The sequence below is a fragment of the Erwinia sp. V71 genome, from assembly GCF_965644245.1.
Taxonomy (GTDB): Bacteria; Pseudomonadota; Gammaproteobacteria; order Enterobacterales; family Enterobacteriaceae; genus Erwinia.
Window position 1 is genome coordinate 1 of the sequence record NZ_CBFFRK010000023.1, and the last position, 21,615, is coordinate 21,615.

The following is a 21,615-nucleotide window of genomic DNA, read 5'->3' on the forward strand; positions in this document are numbered from 1 at the left end:
TGTTTCAACTTCCTGAACCGCTCAACCCGGTGACTGTTACGTCGTTGTTCCGTGTCGATGGAGGCGCATTATAGGGATCCGAATTTAATGCACAAGCCTTTTTTCGATCTTTTCTTTCGGTTGCTGAGTTTTCACCCTTTTCGCTGCGATCTCAGGCGATCCGCGCATTTTTACGGCACAATAACGGGCAACAGTTGATCGAAAATTGGCAAGCGCACTACTCTGCGATCATTACATAACAGGAGAACTCAATTATGCCCGTATCCCTGCGCCCTTATAAGCAACAGTTTCCCCAGCTGGGTGAACGCGTGATGGTCGACGCCACCAGCGTGGTCATTGGTGATGTCACACTGGCGGATGATGTCGGTATCTGGCCTTTAGTTGTTATTCGTGGCGACGTGAATCGCGTAACGATTGGCAAGCGCAGCAATATTCAGGATGGCAGTGTGCTGCATGTGACCCATAAATCCGTCGCTAATCCGGAAGGTAATCCACTGGTGATTGGTGAGGATGTGACGGTTGGCCATAAAGCAATGCTGCATGGCTGCACCATTGGCGATCGTGTACTGGTGGGAATGGGATCGATCATCCTTGATCGCGCCATCATCGAAGATGACGTGATGATTGGTGCCGGCAGCCTGGTGCCGTCAGGTAAAACTCTGGAAAGTGGCTATCTCTATCTGGGCAGCCCGGTGAAACAGGTCAGGCCGCTGACTGAAGCAGAGATTGAAGGGTTGCTCTATTCCGCTAACAACTATGTAAGCTGGAAAAATGACTATCTGGTTCAGGAAAGCCAGACCCAACCCTGATCGTCTTCCTGCTGGCGGGCAATCAGGCTTTCCGCCTCTTCCTCAAGATCCCAGCGGTGCGCCCGGAACAATTCCAGTTTCGGGCTGGCGCGGCCATAGCGTTGCTGTAACACTTCGCCATGAATCGCACAGGTCAGGTTAAAGCCATTGATCTGCGCCGGGAAGCACACGGCGTGACGTTCACTATCCCAGTGTTCGCGATCGGGAAACTGGATCGCCTGGTTCATACCGCCAGTTCCGCTTTCAGCTGCGCAATGACTGACGTCATCTCCGGCAGCACGCCATGCCAGAGCAGAAAGGCATGCGCCGCCTGCCCCACCAGCATTCCCAGACCATCAGCAAACTGCGTCACCCCTTGTTGCTGGCACCAGCGCAGAAAAGGTGTGGCTCCAGCCTGATAGAACATGTCATAGCAGCGCACCTGGCTGTTCACCAGGCCATCCGGTAGTGATGGGATCTCTCCTGCAACACCACTGGAGGTGGCATTGATCACCAGATCAAATCGCTCTCCCGCCAGTTGTTCGAGGCCAACCGCCTTCACTTCACCACTGGTGCGGAACAGCGCCTCAAGATCTTGCGCCCGGCTTAACGTACGGTTTGTAATCGTGACAGAACAACCATAAGAGAGCAGTGGCAGGATCACACCACGCGCCGCACCACCCGCGCCGATCAACAGGATCCGGTTGCCGGGTTTGATCAGCGATAACCGCTGCAGGTCGGTCAGCAGACCAATACCATCGGTATTGTCACCCAGCAGACGACCATCAGCCTCTTTCTTCAGGGTATTCACTGCCCCTGCCGATGCAGCACGTTCCGTCAATTCATCCGCCAGCGCAAAAGCCTCCTGCTTAAATGGCAGTGTGACATTCGCACCACGTCCGCCTGCAATCAGGAAATGCTGCAATGCGCCGGAGAAATCATCCACTGGCGCACAAATGCGGCCATAAGGATGAGGGATGCCAGTCTGCTGCGCAAACAACTGATGGATACGCGGTGATTTACTGTGATTAATCGGATTACCGAAGACAACAAAGGTTTCCATAGTCACTATCCCTGACGAATTTGCTCACCCGTCACTGCATCACGAATTTCGGAAGGGTTGAGTCGCCCGCCGGTTTCACCCACCAGCACCGGGAAATCGATGCCGAATTGCGCCTGTACTTCCGCAACCGAGCGGCACGGCTCCTCGCCAGTTAGGTTAGCACTGGTAGAGACCAGCGGTTTACCAAATGCCCGACACAGCTGCTGAACGCCGGAATGGTCGCTGACACGCACCGCGATCGAATCAAAACGCCCCGTAAGCCAGCGAGGTGTGCTGGCCGATGCGGGCACCACCCAGGTGACCGGGCCGGGCCAGCGGGAAAACATTCTTTCACGCTGTTCAGCACTTAGCGTTTCATCTGCAAGATAAGGCTGCAGCTGCTGATAATCAGCGGCGATTAAAATCAGTCCTTTCTCGACCGGACGCTGTTTCAGCGCCAGCAATTGCAGCACCGCACTTTCGCTGTCCGGGTCACAACCCAGACCAAACACGGCTTCAGTGGGATAGGCGATCACCGCCTGCTGCTGCAGCCGGGCAACACATGACTCCAGCGAGCCTGCTAATAATTCATTCTTCACTGCTGTTTCCTGCGGTAACCGGCTTACTGCACGCCTTGCTGGCGCAAAAACGTTTTAAGCCTTTAGCGGTTTTTTTCTCAATCAGAAGAGGAAAGTGGCAAAACTCGCACTCACCTTCAACGGGGGTAAAATTCACGGCAAACTGGCAATCAGGATAGCGATCGCACGAGTGGAAGGTTTTGCCATAACGTGAACGGCGCTGCACCAGTTTCCCTTCCCGGCATTGCGGGCAGGCGATCGTCGTCTCATCCGGACGATCGATCATCTCAGTATGTTCACATTGCGGATACTGGCTGCAGCCGATAAACATGCCGTAGCGCCCCTGGCGCAACACCAGTTCTGACTGGCATTGCGGACACAGCTGACCTTCCAGCACTTTGACAACATGCCCGTCAGCCTGCCCTTTCAGCGGCCGGATGTAGTCACAGCCGGGATAATCAGAACAGCCGAGAAACGCGCCGTGTTTCCCGGAGCGAATAACCAGTTCTGCCCCACACTGGGGGCAGGGTTCATTTTTTCGCACAGCGAAAAGTGCGTTTTTATTCATAGCATTGTACAGATGAAGGCAATCTTCAGTGCAGCATTCCTTCATTGACGTCGAAAAGTAGCTCTTCCATCTGCTGATAGGCGTTTTCACATCCCGGGATGTTAAACAGCACCATCAGCACCACCCATTTGAGATCTTCCAGATCGAATTCGAGGGTATCCAAAGCCATAATACGTTCGATGACCATTTCCCGGGTTTCGAGATTAAGCACCTGAATCTGCTCCAGGAATAAAATGAAACCACGGCAACTGGCATCGAGGCGCTGACTCTCTTCCTCGGTGTAGATACGCATTGACAATGGATCACTTGCCAGCTGAATCGGCGCGGTTAACCCGTCCTGATAATCAGCCAGTTTTTCCAGCCAGCTCAACGCATTGTAGATATCTTCGCGATGAAAACCTGCATCGGTCAGATCATCCGTCAGTTTATCCTGGTCAACGCGCATTTCTGCTTCGTTGTGGATGTAGGTTTCAAATAAGTACATTAATACGTCGAACATGGCATGCCCTCCTCAATCGGACATAGCCGCCGGGTACAGCTGCGATCCATCCTGCTAACTCCAGCTCAAGCAGCTTGGCTACGATGGCTGGCACAGGTTGGCCGGCACGTTCAGCGACAACGTCAACAGGTGTAACCTCATCTCCTACGTTAGCCAACACATCAGCAAATGGCAATGGAACATCAGCATTGTCTGAAGAATATATTGCATCCTGTGCTGAAAAAGGCAGCCAGTTAAGGTCGCTGGTTACCTGTTCAATAATATTGTTCGGATGCGCCACCAGCAGTGCTCCCTGCTGAATCAGCCAGTGTGCCCCCTCGCTACCGAGATTTCCCAGCGCGCCCGGCACTGCATAAACATCACGATTTTGCTCCAGCGCGTAACGCGCAGTCACCAGCGAGCCGCTGCGCAGCGATGCCTCCACCACCAGCACACCACAACTTAACCCACTGATAATACGGTTACGTCGTGGAAAATGCAGCGGCAGTGGCGCCGCAGAGAGCAGGAATTCAGAAACCATTGCACCATCGGCGGCAATAATCTCACTGGCCAGTGGTACATGGCGCTTCGGGTAAACAGCAGATAAACCGTTCCCCAGCACCGCAACGGTCTTGCCCTGCACAGCCAGCGCCGCACGGTGCGCCACACTATCAATGCCCATCGCCAGGCCACTGGTAATGGTTAATCCGCTCAGCGCCAGCCCACGGGCAAACCAGTCACCCCACTCACGCCCATAATGGCTGCAGTGGCGACTGCCCACCACCGCCAGCTGCGTTGATGACAATAGTGCGGGATTACCCGCAACAAACAGCAACGCCGGAAAGCGGCTGATCTGCTTCAGCTGCGGTGGATAATGCGGATGATCAGCCGTTAATAAATGGTGAGCCGGCGACTCAAGCCAGCGCCAGGTCAGGTCCAGCTCGCGTGGGTTAAAGCGACGAAACTGTTCCGCCTGTTCGCGGCTTAATCCCGCCGCCAGCAGAGACGCATCATCACTTTCCTGCCGTTCAATCAGGATGCTGGCAGCCTGTAGCAGCCGTGTGCCCTGAAGTCCGCGCACTCCGGAGAGCCGCAGCCATATCTCATTTGAGTTCACGTTACCGTCCCTGTAAACGCCCGCGCAACCGTGCGCCGCTCATCAGCAGGAATGCTGTCAATCAGCGCCTGAAATGTCTACAATAAGAGGAATAATTCTTTCATCCCTTGAATACAGATCCGGAAACATATGTCAGTGTTGCAGGTATTACATTATCCAGACGATCGTCTGCGCATCGTCGCCAAACCCGTAAAAGAAGTGAATGCAGAAATTCAGCGCATCGTGGACGATATGTTCGAAACCATGTACGCCGAAGAAGGCATCGGACTGGCGGCCACGCAGGTTGATATCCATCAACGCATCATCGTCATTGATGTGTCTGAAGAACGTGACCAGCGTCTGGTGTTAATCAACCCGGAACTGCTGGAAGAGAGCGGCGAAACCGGTATTGAAGAAGGCTGCCTGTCAATTCCTGAACAGCGTGCGCTGGTGCCGCGTTCCGAGAAAGTCAAAATCCGTGCGCTGGACCGTGACGGTAACAGCTATGAGCTGGAAGCCGATGGCCTGCTGGCAATCTGCATTCAGCATGAAATGGACCACCTGGTGGGCAAGCTGTTTATTGATTATCTGTCACCGCTGAAACGCCAGCGTATCCGTCAGAAACTGGAAAAACTGGCGCGCCAGAACGCGCGCGTCTGATTACCTGCTGCCGAAGGGAATACTGTGTCCGATTCGTTAAAAATTATTTTCGCCGGTACGCCTGATTTTGCCGCGCAGCATCTTGCTGCGCTGTTATCTTCCCGGCATCAGGTGGTTGCGGTATTTACTCAGCCTGATCGTCCGGCAGGCCGTGGTAACAAACTGACGCCCAGCCCGGTCAAAATGCTGGCGCTGGAACACGATATCCCAGTGCTGCAGCCGAAATCCCTGCGCCCGGAAGAGAACCAGCAACTGGTCGCTGATTTGCAGGCCGACCTGATGGTGGTGGTGGCGTATGGCCTGATCCTGCCAAAAGCCGTGCTGGACATGCCACGCCTCGGTTGTATCAATGTGCATGGTTCCCTGCTGCCACGCTGGCGCGGGGCCGCGCCTATCCAGCGTTCGCTGTGGGCCGGTGACGCTGAAACTGGCGTGACCATTATGCAGATGGATGTCGGGCTGGATACTGGCGATATGCTGTATAAACTCTCCTGCCCGATTGAGGCCAGCGATACCAGCGCCACGCTGTATCACAAACTGGCACAGCTTGGTCCCACTGGCATGCTGACGACCATTGAACAGCTGGCGAGTGGCACGGCACAACCGGAAGTCCAGGATGAAGCTGCCGCTAATTATGCAGAAAAGCTGAGTAAAGAAGAGGCGCGCCTCGACTGGTCGCTGTCTGCAGCTCAGCTGGAGCGTTGCATCCGCGCCTTTAATCCGTGGCCAGTCAGTTATCTGCTGATTGATGAGCAGCCGGTGAAAGTGTGGCAGGCGCAGGTGCTGCCGCACCTGGTCGGTCGCCAGCCAGGAGAAATTGTGCAGGCGGATAAACAAGGTATTCAGGTTGCCACCGCGGATGGTGTGCTGAATATCACCGAACTGCAGCCCGCGGGTAAAAAAGCGATGAAAGCGCAGGATATCCTGAACTCCCGCCGTGAATGGTTCACACCGGGCAATATCCTTGCCTGATTCTTCAGCCCGGCAGCCCGCCGGGCTTTTGTTTATTGACGATCCAGATGATGAAAAAACAGAACAATCTCCGTGGCCTGGCGGCACAAGCTATTGAACGTGTTGTTGAGCAGGGGCAGTCCCTGAGCAACGTGTTGCCTGCCCTGCAAAAGCCCCTGTCAGAAAAAGATAGCGCCCTGTTGCAGGAGCTTTGTTTCGGCGTGCTGCGTACTCTGCCACAGCTGGAATGGATTATCGGCAAACTGATGGCGCGGCCGATGACCGGCAAACAACGCGTGATTCATTTTCTGATTATGGTCGGCCTCTACCAGCTACTGTATACCCGTATTCCGCCGCACGCCGCACTGGCGGAAACCGTGGAAGGTGCAGTCATGCTGAAACGCCCGGCGCTGAAAGGATTAATTAATGGTGTGCTGCGCCAGTTCCAGCGCCAGCAGGATGCCCTGACACAAGAGATGAGCAGCGGACCGCAGCAGCACCTGCATCCAAAATGGCTGCTGGAGCGTCTGCAACGCGCCTGGCCAGAACAGTGGCAGCAGATTGTTGAGGCCAACAACCAGCGTCCGCCAATGTGGCTGCGCGTCAACCGTCAGCACCACAGCCGTGATGCCTGGCTGGCGCTGCTGCAGGAAAGCGGTAAGCAGGCGGAACCGCATCCGCAACACAGTGATGCACTGAGACTCGAAGCCCCCTGTTCTGTCAGCCAGCTACCGGGATTCGCCCAGGGCTGGGTCACCGTGCAGGATGCCTCGGCCCAGGGCTGTGTCGCGCTGCTTGATCCGCAGAACGGTGAAACCATTCTCGATCTATGTGCCGCACCGGGCGGGAAAACCACCCATATTCTGGAAGCCGCGCCACAGGCGCAGGTGCTGGCCGTCGATATTGATGAACAGCGTCTGACACGCGTGCGGGAAAACCTGGCGCGTCTCGGTATGAGTGCCACGGTAAAAGCCGGTGATGGTCGCTATCCGCAACAGTGGAGCGAGGGTATCCAGTTTGATCGCATTCTGCTCGACGCGCCCTGCTCCGCAACGGGCGTCATCCGCCGCCATCCTGATATTAAGTGGCTGCGCCGCGATCGCGATATTGCCGAGCTGGCTCAGGTACAGCAGGAGATTATCGATGCCGTGTGGCCGCAGCTGAAATCAGGCGGCACACTGCTGTACGCCACCTGTTCTATCCTGCCGGAAGAGAATCATCAGCAGGTCAGCGCCTTCCTCAGTCGTCACCCGGACGCACGCCTGCAACCGGTTAGTGATGACGGTCAGCCCGGTCTGCAGGTCTTCCCTCACCCACAGGGCGGGGATGGCTTCTTTTACGCTAAGCTGATAAAAGATTGATACTGCGCGGACATAATCACCGAATAAGCTGAAACGACGATGAAAATAATCATTCTGGGCGCCGGACAAGTCGGTGGCACCCTGGCGGAAAACCTGGTGGGTGAGAACAACGATATCACCGTGGTGGATACCGATGGCTCGCGACTGCGTCAGTTGCAGGATAAGTTTGACCTGCGCGTGGTCCAGGGACATGGTTCACATCCGCGCGTGCTGCGTGAAGCCGGCGCGGAAGATGCCGATATGCTGGTCGCCGTAACCAGTTCCGATGAAACCAATATGATCGCCTGTCAGGTGGCCTACTCACTGTTCAATACGCCAAACCGTATTGCGCGTATCCGCGCCGTTGACTATGTGCGTGATGCAGAGAAACTGTTTGTGCCGGAAGCGGTGCCAATCGACCATCTGATAGCACCGGAACAGCTGGTGATCGACAACCTCTATCGTCTGATCCAATACCCGGGCACGCTGCAGGTGGTCAATTTCGCCGAAGGAAAAGTCAGCCTCGCAGTAGTCAAAGCGTATTACGGCGGTCCACTGGTCGGCAACGCGCTGTCGGTGATGCGCGAACATATGCCACACATTGATACCCGCGTCGCGGCGATTTTCCGCCAGGATCGACCAATCCGGCCACAGGGTTCCACCATTGTGGAAGCGGGTGATGAAGTGTTCTTTATTGCCGCCAGTCAGAATATTCGTGCAGTGATGAGTGAACTGCAACGACTGGAACGGCCATATAAACGCATTATGCTGGTTGGCGGCGGTAATATCGGTTTCGGCCTCGCGCAGCGGCTGGAAAAAGATTACAGCGTCAAACTGATCGAACGTAATCAGCAACGCGCCACTGAGCTGGCGGAAAAACTGCAGCACACCACCGTGTTTTACGGTGATGCGTCGGATCAGGAGTTGCTGGCGGAAGAGCATGTCGATCAGGTGGATCTGTTTATTGCTGTCACCAATGATGACGAAGCCAATATCATGTCTGCGATGCTGGCGAAAAAGATGGGCGCCAAGAAGGTGATGGTGTTGATCCAGCGCCGCGCCTATGTCGATCTGGTACAGGGCGGAGTGATCGATATCGCCATTTCACCTCAGCAGGCGACTATCTCGGCCTTACTGGGGCATGTGCGTAAAGCAGATATCGTCAGCGTATCATCACTGCGCCGTGGTGTGGCGGAGGCGATTGAAGCCATTGCACACGGTGACGAAACCACCTCACGCGTGGTCGGCCGCCCGATTGACGATATTAAACTGCCGCCAGGTACGATTATTGGCGCCGTGGTGCGTGGTGATGATGTGATGATCGCCAATGACAATCTGCGTATTGAGCAGGGTGACCACGTGATTATGTTTCTGACCGATAAGAAATTCGTGCCGGATGTCGAGCGGCTGTTCCAGCCAAGCCCGTTCTTCCTGTAATTGCGCCCGACTCATGGCAAAAGGTCAATCGTTTGTTAGACTTTAGCTATTGGCAAAGGAAAGGAGATACTATGAGTTTATTCAAAGAGTTTCGTGATTTTGCAATGCGCGGCAATGTCATCGACCTGGCAGTTGGTGTGATTATCGGTGCGGCGTTTGGCAAAATCGTTTCTTCACTGGTAGCAAATATCATTATGCCGCCACTGGGGCTGCTGATTGGCGGGATTGATTTCAAACAGTTCAGCTGGGTACTGAAAGCCGCCGAAGGCGACACCCCAGCGGTAGTGATGGAATACGGGATTTTCCTGCAGAACGTGTTTGATTTTGTGATTGTCGCGTTCGCGATTTTCCTCGCCATTAAACTGATCAACAAGCTGCATCAGAAGAAAGAAGCGGCACCCGCCAAGCCTTCTGCAGAAGCGGTATTGCTGACAGAAATTCGTGACCTGCTGAAACAGCAAGACAATAAATAGTCCTGTCAGCAGGCTGAAAAACAAAAACCGTCTTGCGACGGTTTTTTTGTGCCTGAAAGCAGAAGGGCAGTGGTAAACATTGCCTGCTTACCACTGCCCTCCCAGTTGCCTTTACCTGCATGTTTCGCTTTGCGCCGGTAACTGCCTTTGCCTTTCTGACTGGCTTCGACGCGTTGCCGGAACAGTGGATCATGCAGTAATGCCTCGAGGGCGTTGTCGTTAATTTTGCCTTTCTTGTGCTGATAAACCGTCATCATGGTTCCTTAGCTATGTTGCCGTTGAGTATTTTGATGGCCGCCCGCTTCTGCTGGCTGCGCGCAGAATATAGGCCGCTTTAGCATGATTTGCAATCACCGTGCACTTCCAGCCCGGTAGCGCCCTGCTCCAGCGCTTCAAGAATCGAGCAATACAGGCTGCTATGGTCGGAGCCGCAGCAGGCATCATTCAGCCGCTGCAACGAACGCTGCATATTCTGCAGTTCGGCAATCATCCCCTCGACTTCGTTCAGCCGCTTCTGCACGATGGTTTTCGATTCCTGACAGGTGTGATGCTCTGGATCGACACGGATCGACAACAGCTCACGAATCGCATCCAGCGTGAAACCTAACTGACGCCCGTAGCGGATAAACTTCAGGCGCTGCAGATCGTTATCACTGTAGAGACGAAAACCCCCTTCAGTACGGATTTCGTGATCCATCATCTGCTGCTTTTCGTAGTAGCGGATAGTGTCCGGCGTCACATCCGCCAGTTTTGCCAGCTGGCCAATACGATACATTATTGCTCTCCCGTGAGGCGCTGTTTCAGATGATCACGGTATGCGCCGGTAAGAAAATGAGTCGAAAGACCAGCCTGCTTCAGTTTCATTTCCAGCAATGTCAGTCGTTTCAGATTCGGCTGGAATGCCTGATCGTCAGGATCGAGTGAACTCAGCAGAGAATCCAGTTCGATCGCTTCCTTACGCATTTCCAGCTCAGGTGGCAGATAACCGGAATTTTTCAGCAAACGATAAGAGGCACGCAGCTCTTCAGGCACATGGCTGTCATCGTCAAGCACCAGCGGTTTGCCTTCGCCAGCCAGATTGTCCAGCTCACCACGCCGCAAAGCATCAGCAATATGCTGTTCCGCGAGTTGTTCGATTAACCACATTATCTTCTCCGCTCAGGCGTTTCACTCTGGTTAGCATAACATCAGGCGGGAAAGGGGGGGAGGAATTGCGGATATAAAAAAACCGGGCAAAGCCCGGTCTTTTTACGTAACTACAGATTACTCTGCAGCTGCTTCTGCTTTCAGCTCTGGACGATCAACCAGCTCGATGTATGCCATCGGAGCGTTGTCACCAGCGCGGAAGCCACACTTCAGAATACGAGTGTAACCACCGGCACGGCTCGCGAAACGCGGGCCCAGCTCGTTAAACAGTTTTGCCACGATCTCGTTATCACGAGTGCGGGCGAATGCCAGACGACGATTAGCTACGCTATCGGTCTTGGCAAGAGTAATCAGCGGCTCAACTACACGACGCAGCTCTTTCGCTTTCGGCAGGGTCGTCTTGATGATCTCATGACGAACCAGAGAGCCAGCCATGTTGCGGAACATAGCCTGGCGATGGCTGCTGTTGCGGTTCAGTTGACGACCACTCTTACGATGGCGCATGACCTTATCCTTCTCAGTAAAACCTTAACCTGTGATCGGGTTATTCATCAGCGATGCTGGCTGGTGGCCAGTTTTCCAGGCGCATACCCAGAGACAGTCCACGAGACGCCAGCACGTCTTTGATCTCGGTAAGAGATTTTTTACCAAGGTTAGGCGTTTTAAGCAGCTCAACCTCGGTACGCTGTACCAGATCACCGATGTAGTGGATAGCTTCTGCCTTAAGGCAGTTAGCAGAGCGGACAGTCAATTCCAGATCGTCAACAGGGCGCAGCAGGATCGGATCGAATTCTGGTTTCTCTTCTTTCACTTCCGGCTGACGTACATCACGTAAGTCAACGAAAGCTTCCAGTTGTTCAGCCAGAATGGTTGCCGCACGACGGATCGCCTCTTCAGGATCGATCGTACCGTTGGTTTCCATTTCGATGACCAGCTTGTCCAGGTCGGTACGCTGTTCAACACGCGCTGCTTCAACATTGTAGGCGATACGGTCTACAGGGCTGTAGCAAGCGTCGACTAACAGACGTCCAATCGGGCGCTCATCTTCTTCCGAATGAATTCGGGCAGAAGCCGGCACGTAACCACGACCGCGCTGAACTTTGATACGCATATTGATTGATGCGTTTTCATCAGTCAGGTGGCAGATCACATGCTGTGGTTTGACGATTTCGACATCACCATCATGGGTGATATCGGCTGCAGTCACAGGGCCAATGCCAGATTTATTCAGGGTAAGAATAACTTCATCTTTGCCTTGAACTCTTACCGCAAGTCCTTTCAGGTTGAGAAGGATTTCCAGGATATCTTCCTGAACACCTTCTTTGGTGCTGTACTCGTGCAGTACACCATCAATTTCAACCTCGGTCACCGCGCAACCCGGCATGGATGAAAGCAGAATACGGCGCAGTGCGTTACCAAGAGTATGGCCAAAGCCACGCTCTAAAGGCTCAAGGGTCACCTTAGCGTGCGTCGAACTAACTTGCTCGATATCTACCAGGCGCGGTTTTAGAAACTCTGTCACAGAACCCTGCATTGTGTCCTCTCTTTGGTACTAAGCTTTACTTGGAGTAAAGCTCGACGATCAGGTGTTCGTTAATGTCCGCAGACAGATCAGTACGTTCAGGATTACGCTTGAACACACCTTCCATCTTAGTTGCATCAACTTCCAGCCAGGTTGGCTTTTCACGCTGTTCAGCCAGCTCCAGAGCGGCTTTCACGCGAGATTGCTTTTTGGCTTTCTCACGGATGCTAACAACGTCATTCGGAGATACCTGATAAGAAGCGATGTTAACAACGCGGCCATTTACCATTACAGACTTGTGGCTCACCAGCTGACGTGCTTCCGCACGAGTGGCACCGAAGCCCATACGATAAACTACGTTATCCAGACGACCTTCCAGCAGAGCCAACAGGTTTGCACCGGTGTTGCCTTTCAGACGTGCTGCTTCTTTGTAATAGTTACGGAACTGACGCTCCAGCACACCGTAGATACGGCGAACTTTCTGCTTTTCACGTAACTGTACGCCATAGTCAGACAGACGCGGTTTACGCGCACCGTGCTGGCCAGGAGCTTGTTCAATCTTACACTTGGAATCAATCGCGCGAACGCCAGACTTAAGGAATAAGTCAGTGCCCTCGCGACGGCTCAGCTTGAGCTTAGGACCCAAATATCTTGCCATTTTCTTTCTCCAACAATCCTAAAAACGTGCGTTATACGCGGCGTTTTTTCGGCGGACGACAACCGTTGTGAGGGATAGGAGTCACATCAGTAATATTAGTGATGCGGAAACCAGCAGCGTTCAGAGCACGAATAGTTGATTCGCGGCCTGGACCTGGCCCCTTAACCATAACTTCCAGATTCTTGATACCGTAATCTTTCACGGCTTCTGCGCAACGCTCAGCAGCGACCTGCGCAGCGAACGGCGTAGATTTACGAGAACCACGGAAACCGGAACCACCGGCAGTTGCCCAACCCAGTGCGTTACCCTGACGATCAGTAATGGTAACGATGGTGTTGTTAAAAGAAGCATGGACATGAGCCACGCCGTCAGAGACTTGTTTTCTTACACGTTTACGTGCACGAACTGGTGCCTTTGCCATTATTTAATCACCCCGATTATTTCTTGATCGGTTTACGCGGACCCTTACGGGTACGTGCGTTGGTCTTGGTACGCTGACCGCGAACCGGGAGACCACGACGATGACGTAAACCACGGTAGCAACCAAGGTCCATCAGACGCTTGATGCTCAGGGTGATTTCACGACGCAGATCGCCTTCAACGACGAATTTACCAACTGCTTCACGCAGCTGTTCAATCTGTTCTTCAGACAGCTCTCTGATCTTAACATCTTCAGCGATACCCGTTTCAGCACAGATGGCTTTAGAACGAGTCTTGCCGATACCGAAAATCGAGGTTAACGCGATCACGGTGTGTTTTTGATCAGGAATGTTAATGCCTGCTATACGGGCCACTATGCACTCCTACTATTTAAATATGCGCTCCATGCTGAAAAGCCCGTTTTCAGGATACTCAAATGGAAACGCATAGACACATACAAAAGATTGGCTGGCTAATCTAGCCAGCTCAACCCGACTTTGCAAGAAAAATATGTGAAAATCAGCCCTGGCGCTGTTTATGCTTAGGCTCGGCGCTGCAAATCACACGTACAACACCGTCGCGACGGATGATTTTGCAGTTACGACATAATTTCTTGACGGAAGCACGAACTTTCATTTTTACTCTCCGTAACTTCTCAAGCGCCTGAATTAACGGCCGTAGCCTTTCAGGTTTGCTTTCTTCAATGCAGACTCGTACTGACTTGACATCATCAGAGTTTGCACTTGAGCCATAAAGTCCATGATGACAACGACTACGATCAGCAGTGATGTACCGCCGAAGTAGAATGGAACTTTCATCGCATCACGCATGAACTCCGGGATTAGGCAGATGAAAGTAATGTACAGGGCGCCGATTAAGGTCAGACGTGTCATTACTTTATCGATGTACTTCGCCGTTTGCTCTCCCGGACGAATTCCTGGTACAAATGCACCAGACTTCTTCAGGTTATCTGCTGTTTCACGCGGGTTGAAAACCAACGCCGTGTAGAAGAAACAGAAGAAGATGATTGCAGTCGCATAGAGTAACACATAAAGCGGCTGACCTGGTTGCAAATACATCGAAATAGTTGTTAACCAGTTCCAGCCAGTACCGCCACCGAACCAGGACGCAATTGTCGCCGGGAACAGGATGATACTGGAAGCGAAGATTGCCGGGATAACCCCTGCCATATTCACTTTCAACGGTAAGTGTGTGCTCTGTGCAGCATAGACACGACGGCCTTGCTGACGTTTCGCATAGTTCACCACAATGCGGCGTTGACCACGCTCAACGAAAACAACGAAGAAGGTCACTGCAAATACGAGAACTGCAACCAACAGCAACAGGAGGAAGTGCAGGTCGCCTTGCCGCGCTTGCTCGATGGTATGGCCAATGGCCGGCGGCAATCCCGCAACAATACCAGCGAAGATAATGATCGAGATACCGTTACCGATACCACGTTCAGTAATCTGTTCGCCCAGCCACATCAGGAACATAGTTCCGGAGACCAGGCTCACAACAGCGGTAAAGTAGAATGCAAAGCCTGGATTAATCACCAGGCCCTGCATTCCAGGCATATTCGGTAAACCGGTAGCAATACCGATTGACTGGAATATCGCCAGTACCAGCGTGCCGTAACGGGTGTACTGGCTAATCTTACGACGGCCAGCCTCCCCTTCTTTTTTGATCTCTGCCAGCGCGGGATGAACCACGGTCAGCAGCTGGATAATAATCGATGCCGAAATATACGGCATGATACCCAGGGCAAAAATAGAAGCACGGCTCAGAGCACCACCAGAGAACATGTTGAACATTTCAATGATGGTGCCACGCTGTTGCTCAAGCAGTTTGGCAAGTACAGTGGCATCGATACCAGGGATCGGAATGAAAGAGCCAATGCGGAAGACAATCAGCGCACCAATAACAAACAAAAGTCTGCGTTTCAGTTCGCCAAAACCACCTCTGGCACTTTGAAAATCTAATCCTGGTTGTTTAGCCATCTGCTACTTATTCCTCGATTTTACCGCCAGCAGCTTCGATTGCAGCACGAGCGCCTTTGGTCACACGCAGACCGCGAACAGTCACCGGTACAGTTACTTCGCCAGACAGGATCACTTTCGCGAACTCAATCTGAATACCGATGATGTTAGCCGCTTTCAGCGTGTTCAGGTCAACGATACCGCCTTCCACTTTCGCCAGCTCTGACAGACGAATTTCAGCCGTCACCATCGCTTTACGAGAAGTGAAACCGAATTTCGGCAGACGACGGTACAGAGGCATCTGGCCGCCTTCGAAACCGCGACGTACGCCACCGCCAGAACGAGAGTTCTGACCTTTGTGACCACGACCACCGGTTTTACCGAGACCGGAACCAATACCACGACCCAGACGTTTCGGAGCGTGCTTAGAGCCTTCGGCCGGAGACAGAGTATTTAAACGCATCTGTTACTCCTCCACTTTAACCATGTAGTAAACCGCGTTAACCATACCGCGTACTGCTGGCGTATCTTCACGCTCAACGGTGTGGCCAATGCGACGCAGACCCAGGCCAAGCAGCGTTGCCTTGTGTTTCGGCAGACGACCGATTGCACTGCGGGTTTGAGTAATCTTAATAGTCTTTGCCATGGTCATTACCCCAGAATTTCTTCAACGGTTTTACCACGCTTGGCAGCGACCATTTCCGGTGAATTCATATTGCCCAGCGCATCCAGAGTTGCACGAACCACGTTGATCGGGTTGGTGGAACCGTAAGCTTTTGCCAGAACGTTATGAACACCAGCAACTTCCAGAACGGCGCGCATTGCACCGCCGGCAATGATACCGGTACCTTCTGAAGCCGGCTGCATGAACACGCGGGAACCCGTGTGAACACCTTTAACAGGGTGCTGCAGGGTGCCGTTGGTCAGCGCGACGTTAATCATGTTGCGACGGGCTTTTTCCATCGCTTTCTGAATCGCTGCTGGAACTTCACGCGCTTTACCGTAACCAAAACCGATGCGACCGTTACCGTCACCTACCACAGTCAGTGCTGTGAAGGAGAAAATACGACCACCTTTAACGGTTTTAGATACACGGTTTACCGCGATCAACTTTTCCTGCAGATCTCCAGCTTGTTTCTCGATGTGTGCCATCTTACACCTCTACCTTAGAACTGAAGGCCAGCTTCACGAGCAGCATCTGCCAGTGCCTGGACGCGACCATGATATTGGAAACCGGAACGGTCGAAAGAAACACCAGTGATGCCTTTTTCGATAGCGCGTTCAGCAATAGCTTTACCTACTGCGGCGGCTGCGTCTTTGTTACCGGTATACTTCAGTTGTTCAGTAATAGCTTTTTCTACAGTAGAAGCAGCAACTAAAACTTCAGAACCGTTAGGGGCAATAACCTGTGCGTAAATGTGACGCGGAGTACGATGTACTACCAGGCGAGTTGCACCCAGCTCTTTGAGCTTGCGACGTGCGCGGGTCGCACGACGGATACGAGCAGATTTCTTATCCATAGTGTTACCTTACTTCTTCTTAGCCTCTTTGGTACGCACGACTTCGTCGGCGTAACGAACACCCTTGCCTTTGTAAGGCTCAGGACGACGGTAGGCGCGCAAGTCAGCTGCAACCTGACCAATCAGCTGTTTATCAGCGCCTTTCAGCACGATCTCAGTCTGAGTTGGACATTCAGCAGTGATTCCCGCTGGCAGCGCATGCTCAACAGGATGAGAGAAGCCCAGGGCCAAACTCACCGCGTTGCCTTTGATGGCTGCACGATAACCTACACCAACCAGCTGCAGCTTCTTAGTGAAGCCTTCGGTAACACCGATTACCATTGAGTTCAGCAGCGCGCGAGAAGTACCCGCCTGCGCCCAGCCGTCAACGAAACCTTCGCGTGGAGCGAAAGTCAGTGCGTTGTCAGCATGCTTAACTTCAACAGCATCATTGATAGTACGAGTCAGCTCGCCGTTTTTACCTTTGATCGAAATTACCTGACCGTTGAGTTTTACCTCTACGCCGGCAGGAACAACGACAGGTGCTTTAGCAACACGAGACATTTTTTCCTCCGATTAAGCTACGTAGCAGATAATTTCGCCACCAAGACCAGCCTGGCGCGCTGCACGATCAGTCATGACACCTTTAGAGGTAGAAACAACAGCGATACCCAGACCTGCCATAACTTTTGGCAGTTCGTCTTTGCGTTTATAAATACGCAGACCTGGACGGCTTACACGCTGAATGCTTTCTACAACAGCCTTGCCCTGGAAATACTTAAGAGTCAGTTCCAGTTCTGGCTTGATGTCGCCTTCGATTTTAAATTCTTCAATATAACCTTCTTCCTTCAGCACGTTGGCAATTGCCACTTTCAGCTTGGAGGAAGGCATGGTGACCGCAACTTTGTTCGCGGCCTGACCGTTACGGATACGGGTCAGCATATCCGCGATCGGATCTTGCATGCTCATCTGTCTTTACTCCCGTGATTCTATTGGTGACAATTACCAGCTAGCCTTTTTAAGACCCGGAATTTCACCGCGCATAGCGGCTTCACGGACCTTAATACGGCTCAACCCGAACTTCCGCAGGAAAGCGTGCGGACGACCTGTCTGGCGGCAGCGGTTACGCTGACGGGACGGGCTGGAATCACGCGGCAGAGTCTGCAGCTTGAGAACAGCGTTCCAACGATCTTCGTCGGAAGAGTTCACACTAGAGATAATGGCTTTCAATTCCTCGCGTTTAGCGCGGTATTTATCAGCCAGTTTTACGCGAACGACTTCGCGTGCTTTCATAGATTGCTTTGCCATGAACGTAACCCTGGTTTACTTGCGGAACGGGAAGTCAAAGGCAGCCAGCAGAGCACGGCCTTCATCGTCAGATTTCGCAGTAGTGGTAATGGTAATATCCAAACCACGCACGCGGTCGACTTTGTCATAGTCGATTTCTGGGAAGATGATCTGCTCACGAACGCCCATGCTGTAGTTACCACGACCATCGAATGACTTAGCGGACAGGCCACGGAAGTCACGGATACGTGGAACAGCAATAGAGATCAGACGCTCGAAGAACTCCCACATACGTTCGCCACGCAGAGTTACTTTACAGCCGATCGGATAGCCCTGGCGGATTTTGAAGCCTGCAACAGATTTGCGTGCTTTGGTGATCAACGGCTTTTGACCTGAGATTGCTGCCAGATCAGCTGCTGCGTTATCCAGCAGTTTCTTGTCAGCGATCGCTTCACCAACACCCATGTTCAGGGTGATCTTCTCGACCCGAGGGACTTGCATGACAGAATTGTAGCCAAACTCGGTCATGAGTTTTTTGACTACCTCGTCTTTGTAGTAATCATGCAGTTTCGCCATCGTACTACTCCAAATTACTTGATAGTTTCGCTGTTAGACTTGAAGAAACGGACTTTTTTGCCGTCTTCGAATCTAAAGCCTACACGGTCTGCCTTGCCGGAAGCCGCATTGAAGATTGCAACGTTAGAAACCTGAATTGCAGCTTCTTTTTCAACGATGCCACCTGGCTGGTTCAGAGCCGGTACAGGCTTCTGATGCTTTTTAACCAGGTTGATACCTTCAACAATGACCTTACCAGAAGTCAGGACACTCTTAACTTTACCGCGCTTACCTTTATCTTTGCCGGTCAGCACGATAACTTCGTCATCGCGACGGATTTTCGCTGCCATTTCTCGCTCCTTACAGTACTTCTGGTGCCAGAGAGATAATTTTCATGAACTTTTCAGTACGAAGTTCACGAGTTACTGGTCCAAAAATACGCGTACCGATAGGCTGCTCGCTGTTATTGTTCAGAATAACGCATGCATTACCATCGAAGCGAATGACAGAACCGTCCGGGCGACGAACACCCTTCTTGGTGCGCACCACTACCGCCTTCAGCACATCACCCTTTTTAACTTTACCGCGAGGAATTGCTTCCTTGATGGTAATTTTGATGATGTCGCCTACGCCTGCGTAGCGACGGTGCGAGCCACCCAGAACCTTGATACACATTACGCGACGTGCACCGGAGTTGTCGGCGACGTTCAGCATAGTCTGTTCTTGGATCATTTTAGTGCTCCGCTAAAGTCAACTACTCTTCGGGACCTGAAGTTCAGGCCATTAGAAACCCCCCATAATTGAGGGCGCAGCATTATAACACCGCTTCTCGCATATGGGTAGAAAAAATAAACGGCTCGGTTGAGCCGTTTATCTTATTTTTATCCGGCAGAAACCTGCCGGATAAAGAGAAGGCAGATTCTATTACAGAATCGCTTTCTCTACAACGCGAACCAGAGTCCAGGACTTAGTCTTGGACAGTGGACGGCATTCGCGGATTTCTACCACGTCGCCAATTCCACACTCGTTGTTCTCGTCATGGATGTGCAGCTTAGTCGTACGCTTGATGAATTTACCGTAGATCGGGTGCTTCACGAAACGCTCGATAGCAACAACTGCAGATTTCTGCATTTTGTCACTAACAACACGACCTTGCAGGGTACGAATTTTATCGGTCATTACGCGCCCGCCTTCTCAGTCAGTAAAGTCTTCACACGTGCTACATCACGGCGAACCTGCTTCAACAGATGAGTCTGTTGCAGCTGGCCGGATGCTGCCTGCATACGCAGGTTAAACTGCTCACGCAGCAGGTTAAGCAGCTCAGTGTTCAGCTCTTCAACGCTTTTTTCACGCAGCTCAGTTGCTTTCATTACATCACCGTCTTAGTTACAAAGGTGGTTTTGATAGGCAGTTTTGCTGCTGCCAGCTGGAATGCTTCACGGGCCAGCTCTTCTGGTACGCCGTCCATCTCATACAGGACTTTACCAGGCTGGATCAAGGCAACCCAATACTCCACGTTACCTTTACCTTTACCCATACGGACTTCCAGTGGCTTCTCGGTGATCGGTTTGTCCGGGAATACACGGATCCAGATCTTACCTTGACGCTTAACTGCACGGGTCATAGCACGACGTGCTGCTTCAATCTGACGAGCAGTCAGACGACCACGGCCAACAGCTTTCAGACCGAAAGTACCGAAGCTAACATCCGTACCTTGCGCCAGACCACGGTTGCGACCTTTGTGCACTTTACGGAATTTTGTACGCTTTGGTTGTAACATCGCGACTCTCCTTACTTACGGCCTTTACGCTGCTGCTTTTTAGGTTGAGCAGCCGGTTCCGGTTGTTCAACAGCAGCCATACCACCCAGGATCTCGCCTTTGAAGATCCATACCTTAACGCCGATTACACCATAAGTGGTGTGAGCTTCAGAGGTGTTGTAGTCAATGTCAGCACGCAGGGTGTGCAGTGGCACACGGCCTTCGCGGTACCATTCGGTACGTGCGATTTCTGCGCCGCCCAGACGGCCGCTAACTTCAACTTTGATACCTTTGGCGCCCAGACGCATTGCGTTCTGTACAGCACGCTTCATCGCACGACGGAACATCACACGACGCTCCAGCTGAGAAGTGATGCTGTCAGCAACCAGTTTCGCGTCCAGTTCCGGTTTACGGACTTCAGCGATGTTGATCTGTGCAGGCACGCCAGCGATATCCGCTACGACCTTACGCAGTTTCTCAACGTCTTCACCTTTTTTACCGATCACGATACCAGGACGAGCGGTGTGAATGGTCACACGGATGCTCTTCGCTGGACGCTCGATCACGATGCGAGATACAGACGCTTTTGCCAGTTCTTTATTCAGGTACTGGCGAACTTTAAAATCGCTGTCCAGGTTGTCAGCGAATTCAGCGGTATTGGCGAACCAGGTAGAGTTCCAGGATTTGACAATCCCCAGTCGAATACCATTAGGATGTACTTTCTGACCCATTGCTAGTCTCCAGAGTCTCAGCGATCGGACACAACCACAGTAATGTGGCTGGTGCGCTTCAGGATGCGATCAGCACGACCTTTCGCACGCGGCATAATGCGCTTCATGCTTGGGCCTTCGTCGACGAAAATTTTCGCGACTTTCAGATCATCAATGTCAGCGCCATCGTTGTGTTCGGCGTTAGCAATGGCAGATTCCAGCACTTTCTTAACCAGTACAGCCGCTTTCTTGTTGGTGTAGGTCAGAATGTCCAGAGCCTGCGACACTTTCTTACCGCGGACCAGATCCGCTACCAGGCGTACCTTCTGAGCAGAAGAACGAGCGTGGCGATGTTGAGCTAAAGTTTCCATCTCTTCCTCCTCTCTTAGCGTTTCTTGGCTTTCTTATCAGCCGCGTGGCCGCGATAAGTACGAGTCGGCGCAAATTCACCCAGTTTGTGACCAACCATTTCGTCGGAAACAAAGACTGGAACGTGCTGACGACCATTATGGACAGCGATGGTCAAACCGATCATGTTAGGAAAGATCGTTGAACGACGGGACCAAGTGCGCAGGGGCTTCTTGTCTCCGCTTTCCACCGCTTTCTCTACCTTCTTCAGCAAGTGCAGGTCAATAAAAGGACCTTTCTTGAGAGAACGTGGCATGGCTT

Annotated in this window: 38 protein-coding genes; 6 read left to right on the top strand and 32 right to left on the bottom strand. The window is 52.5% G+C overall.

Translation table 11 applies throughout. The features are described 5' to 3' along the window. The first annotated feature begins 254 nt into the window (after nt 1–254). The gene (locus ACSZO1_RS07630) at nt 255–809 is read left to right on the top strand and encodes a gamma carbonic anhydrase family protein (protein WP_437611116.1); all 555 of its coding nucleotides are present in this window, start codon (nt 255–257) and stop codon (nt 807–809) included. Here the strand turns inward: ACSZO1_RS07630 and ACSZO1_RS07635 are convergent. From ACSZO1_RS07635 to dprA, 6 genes are read right to left on the bottom strand one after another with little or no spacing between them, the layout of a single operon-like run. Continuing rightward, complete coding sequence (locus ACSZO1_RS07635; RefSeq protein WP_437611118.1) at nt 785–1,036, bottom strand: DUF1488 domain-containing protein; 252 nt, start codon at nt 1,034–1,036, stop codon at nt 785–787. The genes ACSZO1_RS07630 and ACSZO1_RS07635 overlap by 25 nt on opposite strands. Then, a complete protein-coding gene (aroE, locus tag ACSZO1_RS07640; protein WP_437611120.1) occupies nt 1,033–1,851 on the bottom strand; it encodes a shikimate dehydrogenase in 819 nt (272 codons plus the stop codon). The genes ACSZO1_RS07635 and aroE overlap by 4 nt, the downstream gene beginning before the upstream one ends. A gap of 5 nt (nt 1,852–1,856) precedes the next feature. Continuing rightward, entirely contained in the window at nt 1,857–2,429 is a 573-nt protein-coding gene (gene tsaC, locus ACSZO1_RS07645) for an L-threonylcarbamoyladenylate synthase type 1 TsaC (RefSeq protein WP_437611121.1), read from the bottom strand. Continuing rightward, nucleotides 2,419–2,976, bottom strand: a complete 558-nt coding sequence (locus tag ACSZO1_RS07650; protein ID WP_437611123.1) for a topoisomerase DNA-binding C4 zinc finger domain-containing protein — start codon at nt 2,974–2,976, stop codon at nt 2,419–2,421. Before ACSZO1_RS07650 ends, tsaC begins: the two co-directional genes overlap by 11 nt. Nucleotides 2,977–3,001: 25 nt before the next feature. Continuing rightward, nucleotides 3,002–3,475, bottom strand: a complete 474-nt coding sequence (smg, locus tag ACSZO1_RS07655) for a DUF494 family protein Smg (protein ID WP_437611125.1) — start codon at nt 3,473–3,475, stop codon at nt 3,002–3,004. Further along, nucleotides 3,447–4,571 carry a DNA-protecting protein DprA gene (dprA, locus tag ACSZO1_RS07660; protein WP_437611127.1) on the bottom strand — a complete coding sequence of 375 codons (1,125 nt, stop codon included), beginning with the start codon at nt 4,569–4,571 and terminating at the stop codon, nt 3,447–3,449. The genes smg and dprA overlap by 29 nt, the downstream gene beginning before the upstream one ends. A 129-nt stretch (nt 4,572–4,700) precedes the next feature. Here dprA and def point away from each other — a divergent pair, with 129 nt between their 5' ends. The 5 genes from def to mscL all read left to right on the top strand — a co-directional run bounded on the left by def (nt 4,701) and on the right by mscL (nt 9,411). Next, entirely contained in the window at nt 4,701–5,210 is a 510-nt protein-coding gene (gene def, locus ACSZO1_RS07665; RefSeq protein WP_437611128.1) for a peptide deformylase, read from the top strand. Nucleotides 5,211–5,234: 24 nt separating this feature from the next. Next, on the top strand, nt 5,235–6,182 hold the full coding sequence (gene fmt / locus ACSZO1_RS07670) for a methionyl-tRNA formyltransferase (protein ID WP_437611130.1): 948 nt from the start codon (nt 5,235–5,237) through the stop codon (nt 6,180–6,182). Between the two features lie 50 nt (nt 6,183–6,232). Further along, complete coding sequence (rsmB, locus tag ACSZO1_RS07675) at nt 6,233–7,522, top strand: 16S rRNA (cytosine(967)-C(5))-methyltransferase RsmB (RefSeq protein WP_437611275.1); 1,290 nt, start codon at nt 6,233–6,235, stop codon at nt 7,520–7,522. A 39-nt stretch (nt 7,523–7,561) separates the two neighbouring features. After that, nucleotides 7,562–8,938, top strand: coding sequence for a Trk system potassium transporter TrkA (gene trkA, locus ACSZO1_RS07680; RefSeq protein WP_437611132.1), 1,377 nt, complete (start codon nt 7,562–7,564; stop codon nt 8,936–8,938). A 71-nt stretch (nt 8,939–9,009) separates the two neighbouring features. Further along, nucleotides 9,010–9,411, top strand: a complete 402-nt coding sequence (gene mscL, locus ACSZO1_RS07685) for a large-conductance mechanosensitive channel protein MscL (RefSeq protein ID WP_437611134.1) — start codon at nt 9,010–9,012, stop codon at nt 9,409–9,411. Between the two features lie 5 nt (nt 9,412–9,416). Here the strand turns inward: mscL and ACSZO1_RS07690 are convergent, their stop codons facing one another. From ACSZO1_RS07690 to rpsS, 26 genes are all read right to left on the bottom strand, one after another. Continuing rightward, on the bottom strand, nt 9,417–9,665 hold the full coding sequence (locus ACSZO1_RS07690; RefSeq protein ID WP_437611136.1) for an alternative ribosome-rescue factor A: 249 nt from the start codon (nt 9,663–9,665) through the stop codon (nt 9,417–9,419). 80 nt (nt 9,666–9,745) lie between these two features. Then, nucleotides 9,746–10,186: a Zn(2+)-responsive transcriptional regulator gene (gene zntR / locus ACSZO1_RS07695; RefSeq protein WP_437611137.1), complete on the bottom strand. Its 441-nt coding sequence runs from the start codon at nt 10,184–10,186 to the stop codon at nt 9,746–9,748. Beyond that, entirely contained in the window at nt 10,186–10,557 is a 372-nt protein-coding gene (locus ACSZO1_RS07700; protein WP_437611139.1) for a DUF1992 domain-containing protein, read from the bottom strand. The genes zntR and ACSZO1_RS07700 overlap by 1 nt, the downstream gene beginning before the upstream one ends. 117 nt (nt 10,558–10,674) lie before the next feature. Then, entirely contained in the window at nt 10,675–11,061 is a 387-nt protein-coding gene (gene rplQ, locus ACSZO1_RS07705; protein ID WP_322836967.1) for a 50S ribosomal protein L17, read from the bottom strand. Nucleotides 11,062–11,101: 40 nt separating this feature from the next. Beyond that, a complete protein-coding gene (locus ACSZO1_RS07710; RefSeq protein WP_232761535.1) occupies nt 11,102–12,091 on the bottom strand; it encodes a DNA-directed RNA polymerase subunit alpha in 990 nt (329 codons plus the stop codon). Nucleotides 12,092–12,116: 25 nt separating this feature from the next. Further along, nucleotides 12,117–12,737, bottom strand: coding sequence for a 30S ribosomal protein S4 (rpsD, locus tag ACSZO1_RS07715; RefSeq protein ID WP_437611142.1), 621 nt, complete (start codon nt 12,735–12,737; stop codon nt 12,117–12,119). A gap of 31 nt (nt 12,738–12,768) precedes the next feature. After that, nucleotides 12,769–13,158, bottom strand: coding sequence for a 30S ribosomal protein S11 (rpsK, locus tag ACSZO1_RS07720; RefSeq protein WP_004160563.1), 390 nt, complete (start codon nt 13,156–13,158; stop codon nt 12,769–12,771). Between the two features lie 16 nt (nt 13,159–13,174). Beyond that, the gene (gene rpsM / locus ACSZO1_RS07725) at nt 13,175–13,531 is read right to left on the bottom strand and encodes a 30S ribosomal protein S13 (RefSeq protein WP_437611146.1); all 357 of its coding nucleotides are present in this window, start codon (nt 13,529–13,531) and stop codon (nt 13,175–13,177) included. Between the two features lie 145 nt (nt 13,532–13,676). Next, complete coding sequence (gene rpmJ, locus ACSZO1_RS07730) at nt 13,677–13,793, bottom strand: 50S ribosomal protein L36 (RefSeq protein ID WP_004160566.1); 117 nt, start codon at nt 13,791–13,793, stop codon at nt 13,677–13,679. 32 nt (nt 13,794–13,825) lie between these two features. Then, nucleotides 13,826–15,157: a preprotein translocase subunit SecY gene (gene secY, locus ACSZO1_RS07735; RefSeq protein ID WP_437611149.1), complete on the bottom strand. Its 1,332-nt coding sequence runs from the start codon at nt 15,155–15,157 to the stop codon at nt 13,826–13,828. Between the two features lie 7 nt (nt 15,158–15,164). Then, nucleotides 15,165–15,599 carry a 50S ribosomal protein L15 gene (rplO, locus tag ACSZO1_RS07740; RefSeq protein ID WP_437611151.1) on the bottom strand — a complete coding sequence of 145 codons (435 nt, stop codon included), beginning with the start codon at nt 15,597–15,599 and terminating at the stop codon, nt 15,165–15,167. A gap of 3 nt (nt 15,600–15,602) precedes the next feature. After that, entirely contained in the window at nt 15,603–15,782 is a 180-nt protein-coding gene (gene rpmD, locus ACSZO1_RS07745; RefSeq protein ID WP_038016616.1) for a 50S ribosomal protein L30, read from the bottom strand. A 5-nt stretch (nt 15,783–15,787) separates the two neighbouring features. Further along, nucleotides 15,788–16,288, bottom strand: coding sequence for a 30S ribosomal protein S5 (rpsE, locus tag ACSZO1_RS07750; protein WP_437611154.1), 501 nt, complete (start codon nt 16,286–16,288; stop codon nt 15,788–15,790). Nucleotides 16,289–16,302: 14 nt separating this feature from the next. Continuing rightward, a complete protein-coding gene (gene rplR / locus ACSZO1_RS07755; protein ID WP_067427363.1) occupies nt 16,303–16,656 on the bottom strand; it encodes a 50S ribosomal protein L18 in 354 nt (117 codons plus the stop codon). Between the two features lie 9 nt (nt 16,657–16,665). After that, the gene (gene rplF, locus ACSZO1_RS07760) at nt 16,666–17,199 is read right to left on the bottom strand and encodes a 50S ribosomal protein L6 (protein ID WP_437611157.1); all 534 of its coding nucleotides are present in this window, start codon (nt 17,197–17,199) and stop codon (nt 16,666–16,668) included. Nucleotides 17,200–17,211: 12 nt separating this feature from the next. Beyond that, nucleotides 17,212–17,604 (bottom strand): 30S ribosomal protein S8, encoded by a 393-nt coding sequence (rpsH, locus tag ACSZO1_RS07765; protein ID WP_105595765.1) that lies wholly within the window; start codon nt 17,602–17,604, stop codon nt 17,212–17,214. A 33-nt stretch (nt 17,605–17,637) separates the two neighbouring features. Then, nucleotides 17,638–17,943, bottom strand: a complete 306-nt coding sequence (gene rpsN / locus ACSZO1_RS07770) for a 30S ribosomal protein S14 (RefSeq protein ID WP_437611160.1) — start codon at nt 17,941–17,943, stop codon at nt 17,638–17,640. Between the two features lie 15 nt (nt 17,944–17,958). Then, entirely contained in the window at nt 17,959–18,498 is a 540-nt protein-coding gene (gene rplE / locus ACSZO1_RS07775) for a 50S ribosomal protein L5 (RefSeq protein ID WP_437611162.1), read from the bottom strand. A gap of 14 nt (nt 18,499–18,512) precedes the next feature. Further along, nucleotides 18,513–18,827, bottom strand: coding sequence for a 50S ribosomal protein L24 (rplX, locus tag ACSZO1_RS07780; protein WP_437611164.1), 315 nt, complete (start codon nt 18,825–18,827; stop codon nt 18,513–18,515). A gap of 10 nt (nt 18,828–18,837) precedes the next feature. Further along, nucleotides 18,838–19,209 carry a 50S ribosomal protein L14 gene (gene rplN, locus ACSZO1_RS07785; protein WP_002919748.1) on the bottom strand — a complete coding sequence of 124 codons (372 nt, stop codon included), beginning with the start codon at nt 19,207–19,209 and terminating at the stop codon, nt 18,838–18,840. A 192-nt stretch (nt 19,210–19,401) separates the two neighbouring features. Continuing rightward, nucleotides 19,402–19,656 (bottom strand): 30S ribosomal protein S17, encoded by a 255-nt coding sequence (gene rpsQ, locus ACSZO1_RS07790; RefSeq protein ID WP_006120589.1) that lies wholly within the window; start codon nt 19,654–19,656, stop codon nt 19,402–19,404. Further along, nucleotides 19,656–19,847 (bottom strand): 50S ribosomal protein L29, encoded by a 192-nt coding sequence (gene rpmC, locus ACSZO1_RS07795; RefSeq protein ID WP_025902044.1) that lies wholly within the window; start codon nt 19,845–19,847, stop codon nt 19,656–19,658. Before rpmC ends, rpsQ begins: the two co-directional genes overlap by 1 nt. Next, nucleotides 19,847–20,257 (bottom strand): 50S ribosomal protein L16, encoded by a 411-nt coding sequence (gene rplP / locus ACSZO1_RS07800; protein WP_005970273.1) that lies wholly within the window; start codon nt 20,255–20,257, stop codon nt 19,847–19,849. The genes rpmC and rplP overlap by 1 nt, the downstream gene beginning before the upstream one ends. A gap of 11 nt (nt 20,258–20,268) precedes the next feature. Beyond that, complete coding sequence (rpsC, locus tag ACSZO1_RS07805; protein ID WP_437611176.1) at nt 20,269–20,967, bottom strand: 30S ribosomal protein S3; 699 nt, start codon at nt 20,965–20,967, stop codon at nt 20,269–20,271. 17 nt (nt 20,968–20,984) lie between these two features. Continuing rightward, nucleotides 20,985–21,317: a 50S ribosomal protein L22 gene (rplV, locus tag ACSZO1_RS07810; RefSeq protein ID WP_124233595.1), complete on the bottom strand. Its 333-nt coding sequence runs from the start codon at nt 21,315–21,317 to the stop codon at nt 20,985–20,987. Nucleotides 21,318–21,331: 14 nt separating this feature from the next. Continuing rightward, complete coding sequence (gene rpsS, locus ACSZO1_RS07815; RefSeq protein WP_004929772.1) at nt 21,332–21,610, bottom strand: 30S ribosomal protein S19; 279 nt, start codon at nt 21,608–21,610, stop codon at nt 21,332–21,334. Nucleotides 21,611–21,615: the final 5 nt, after the last annotated feature.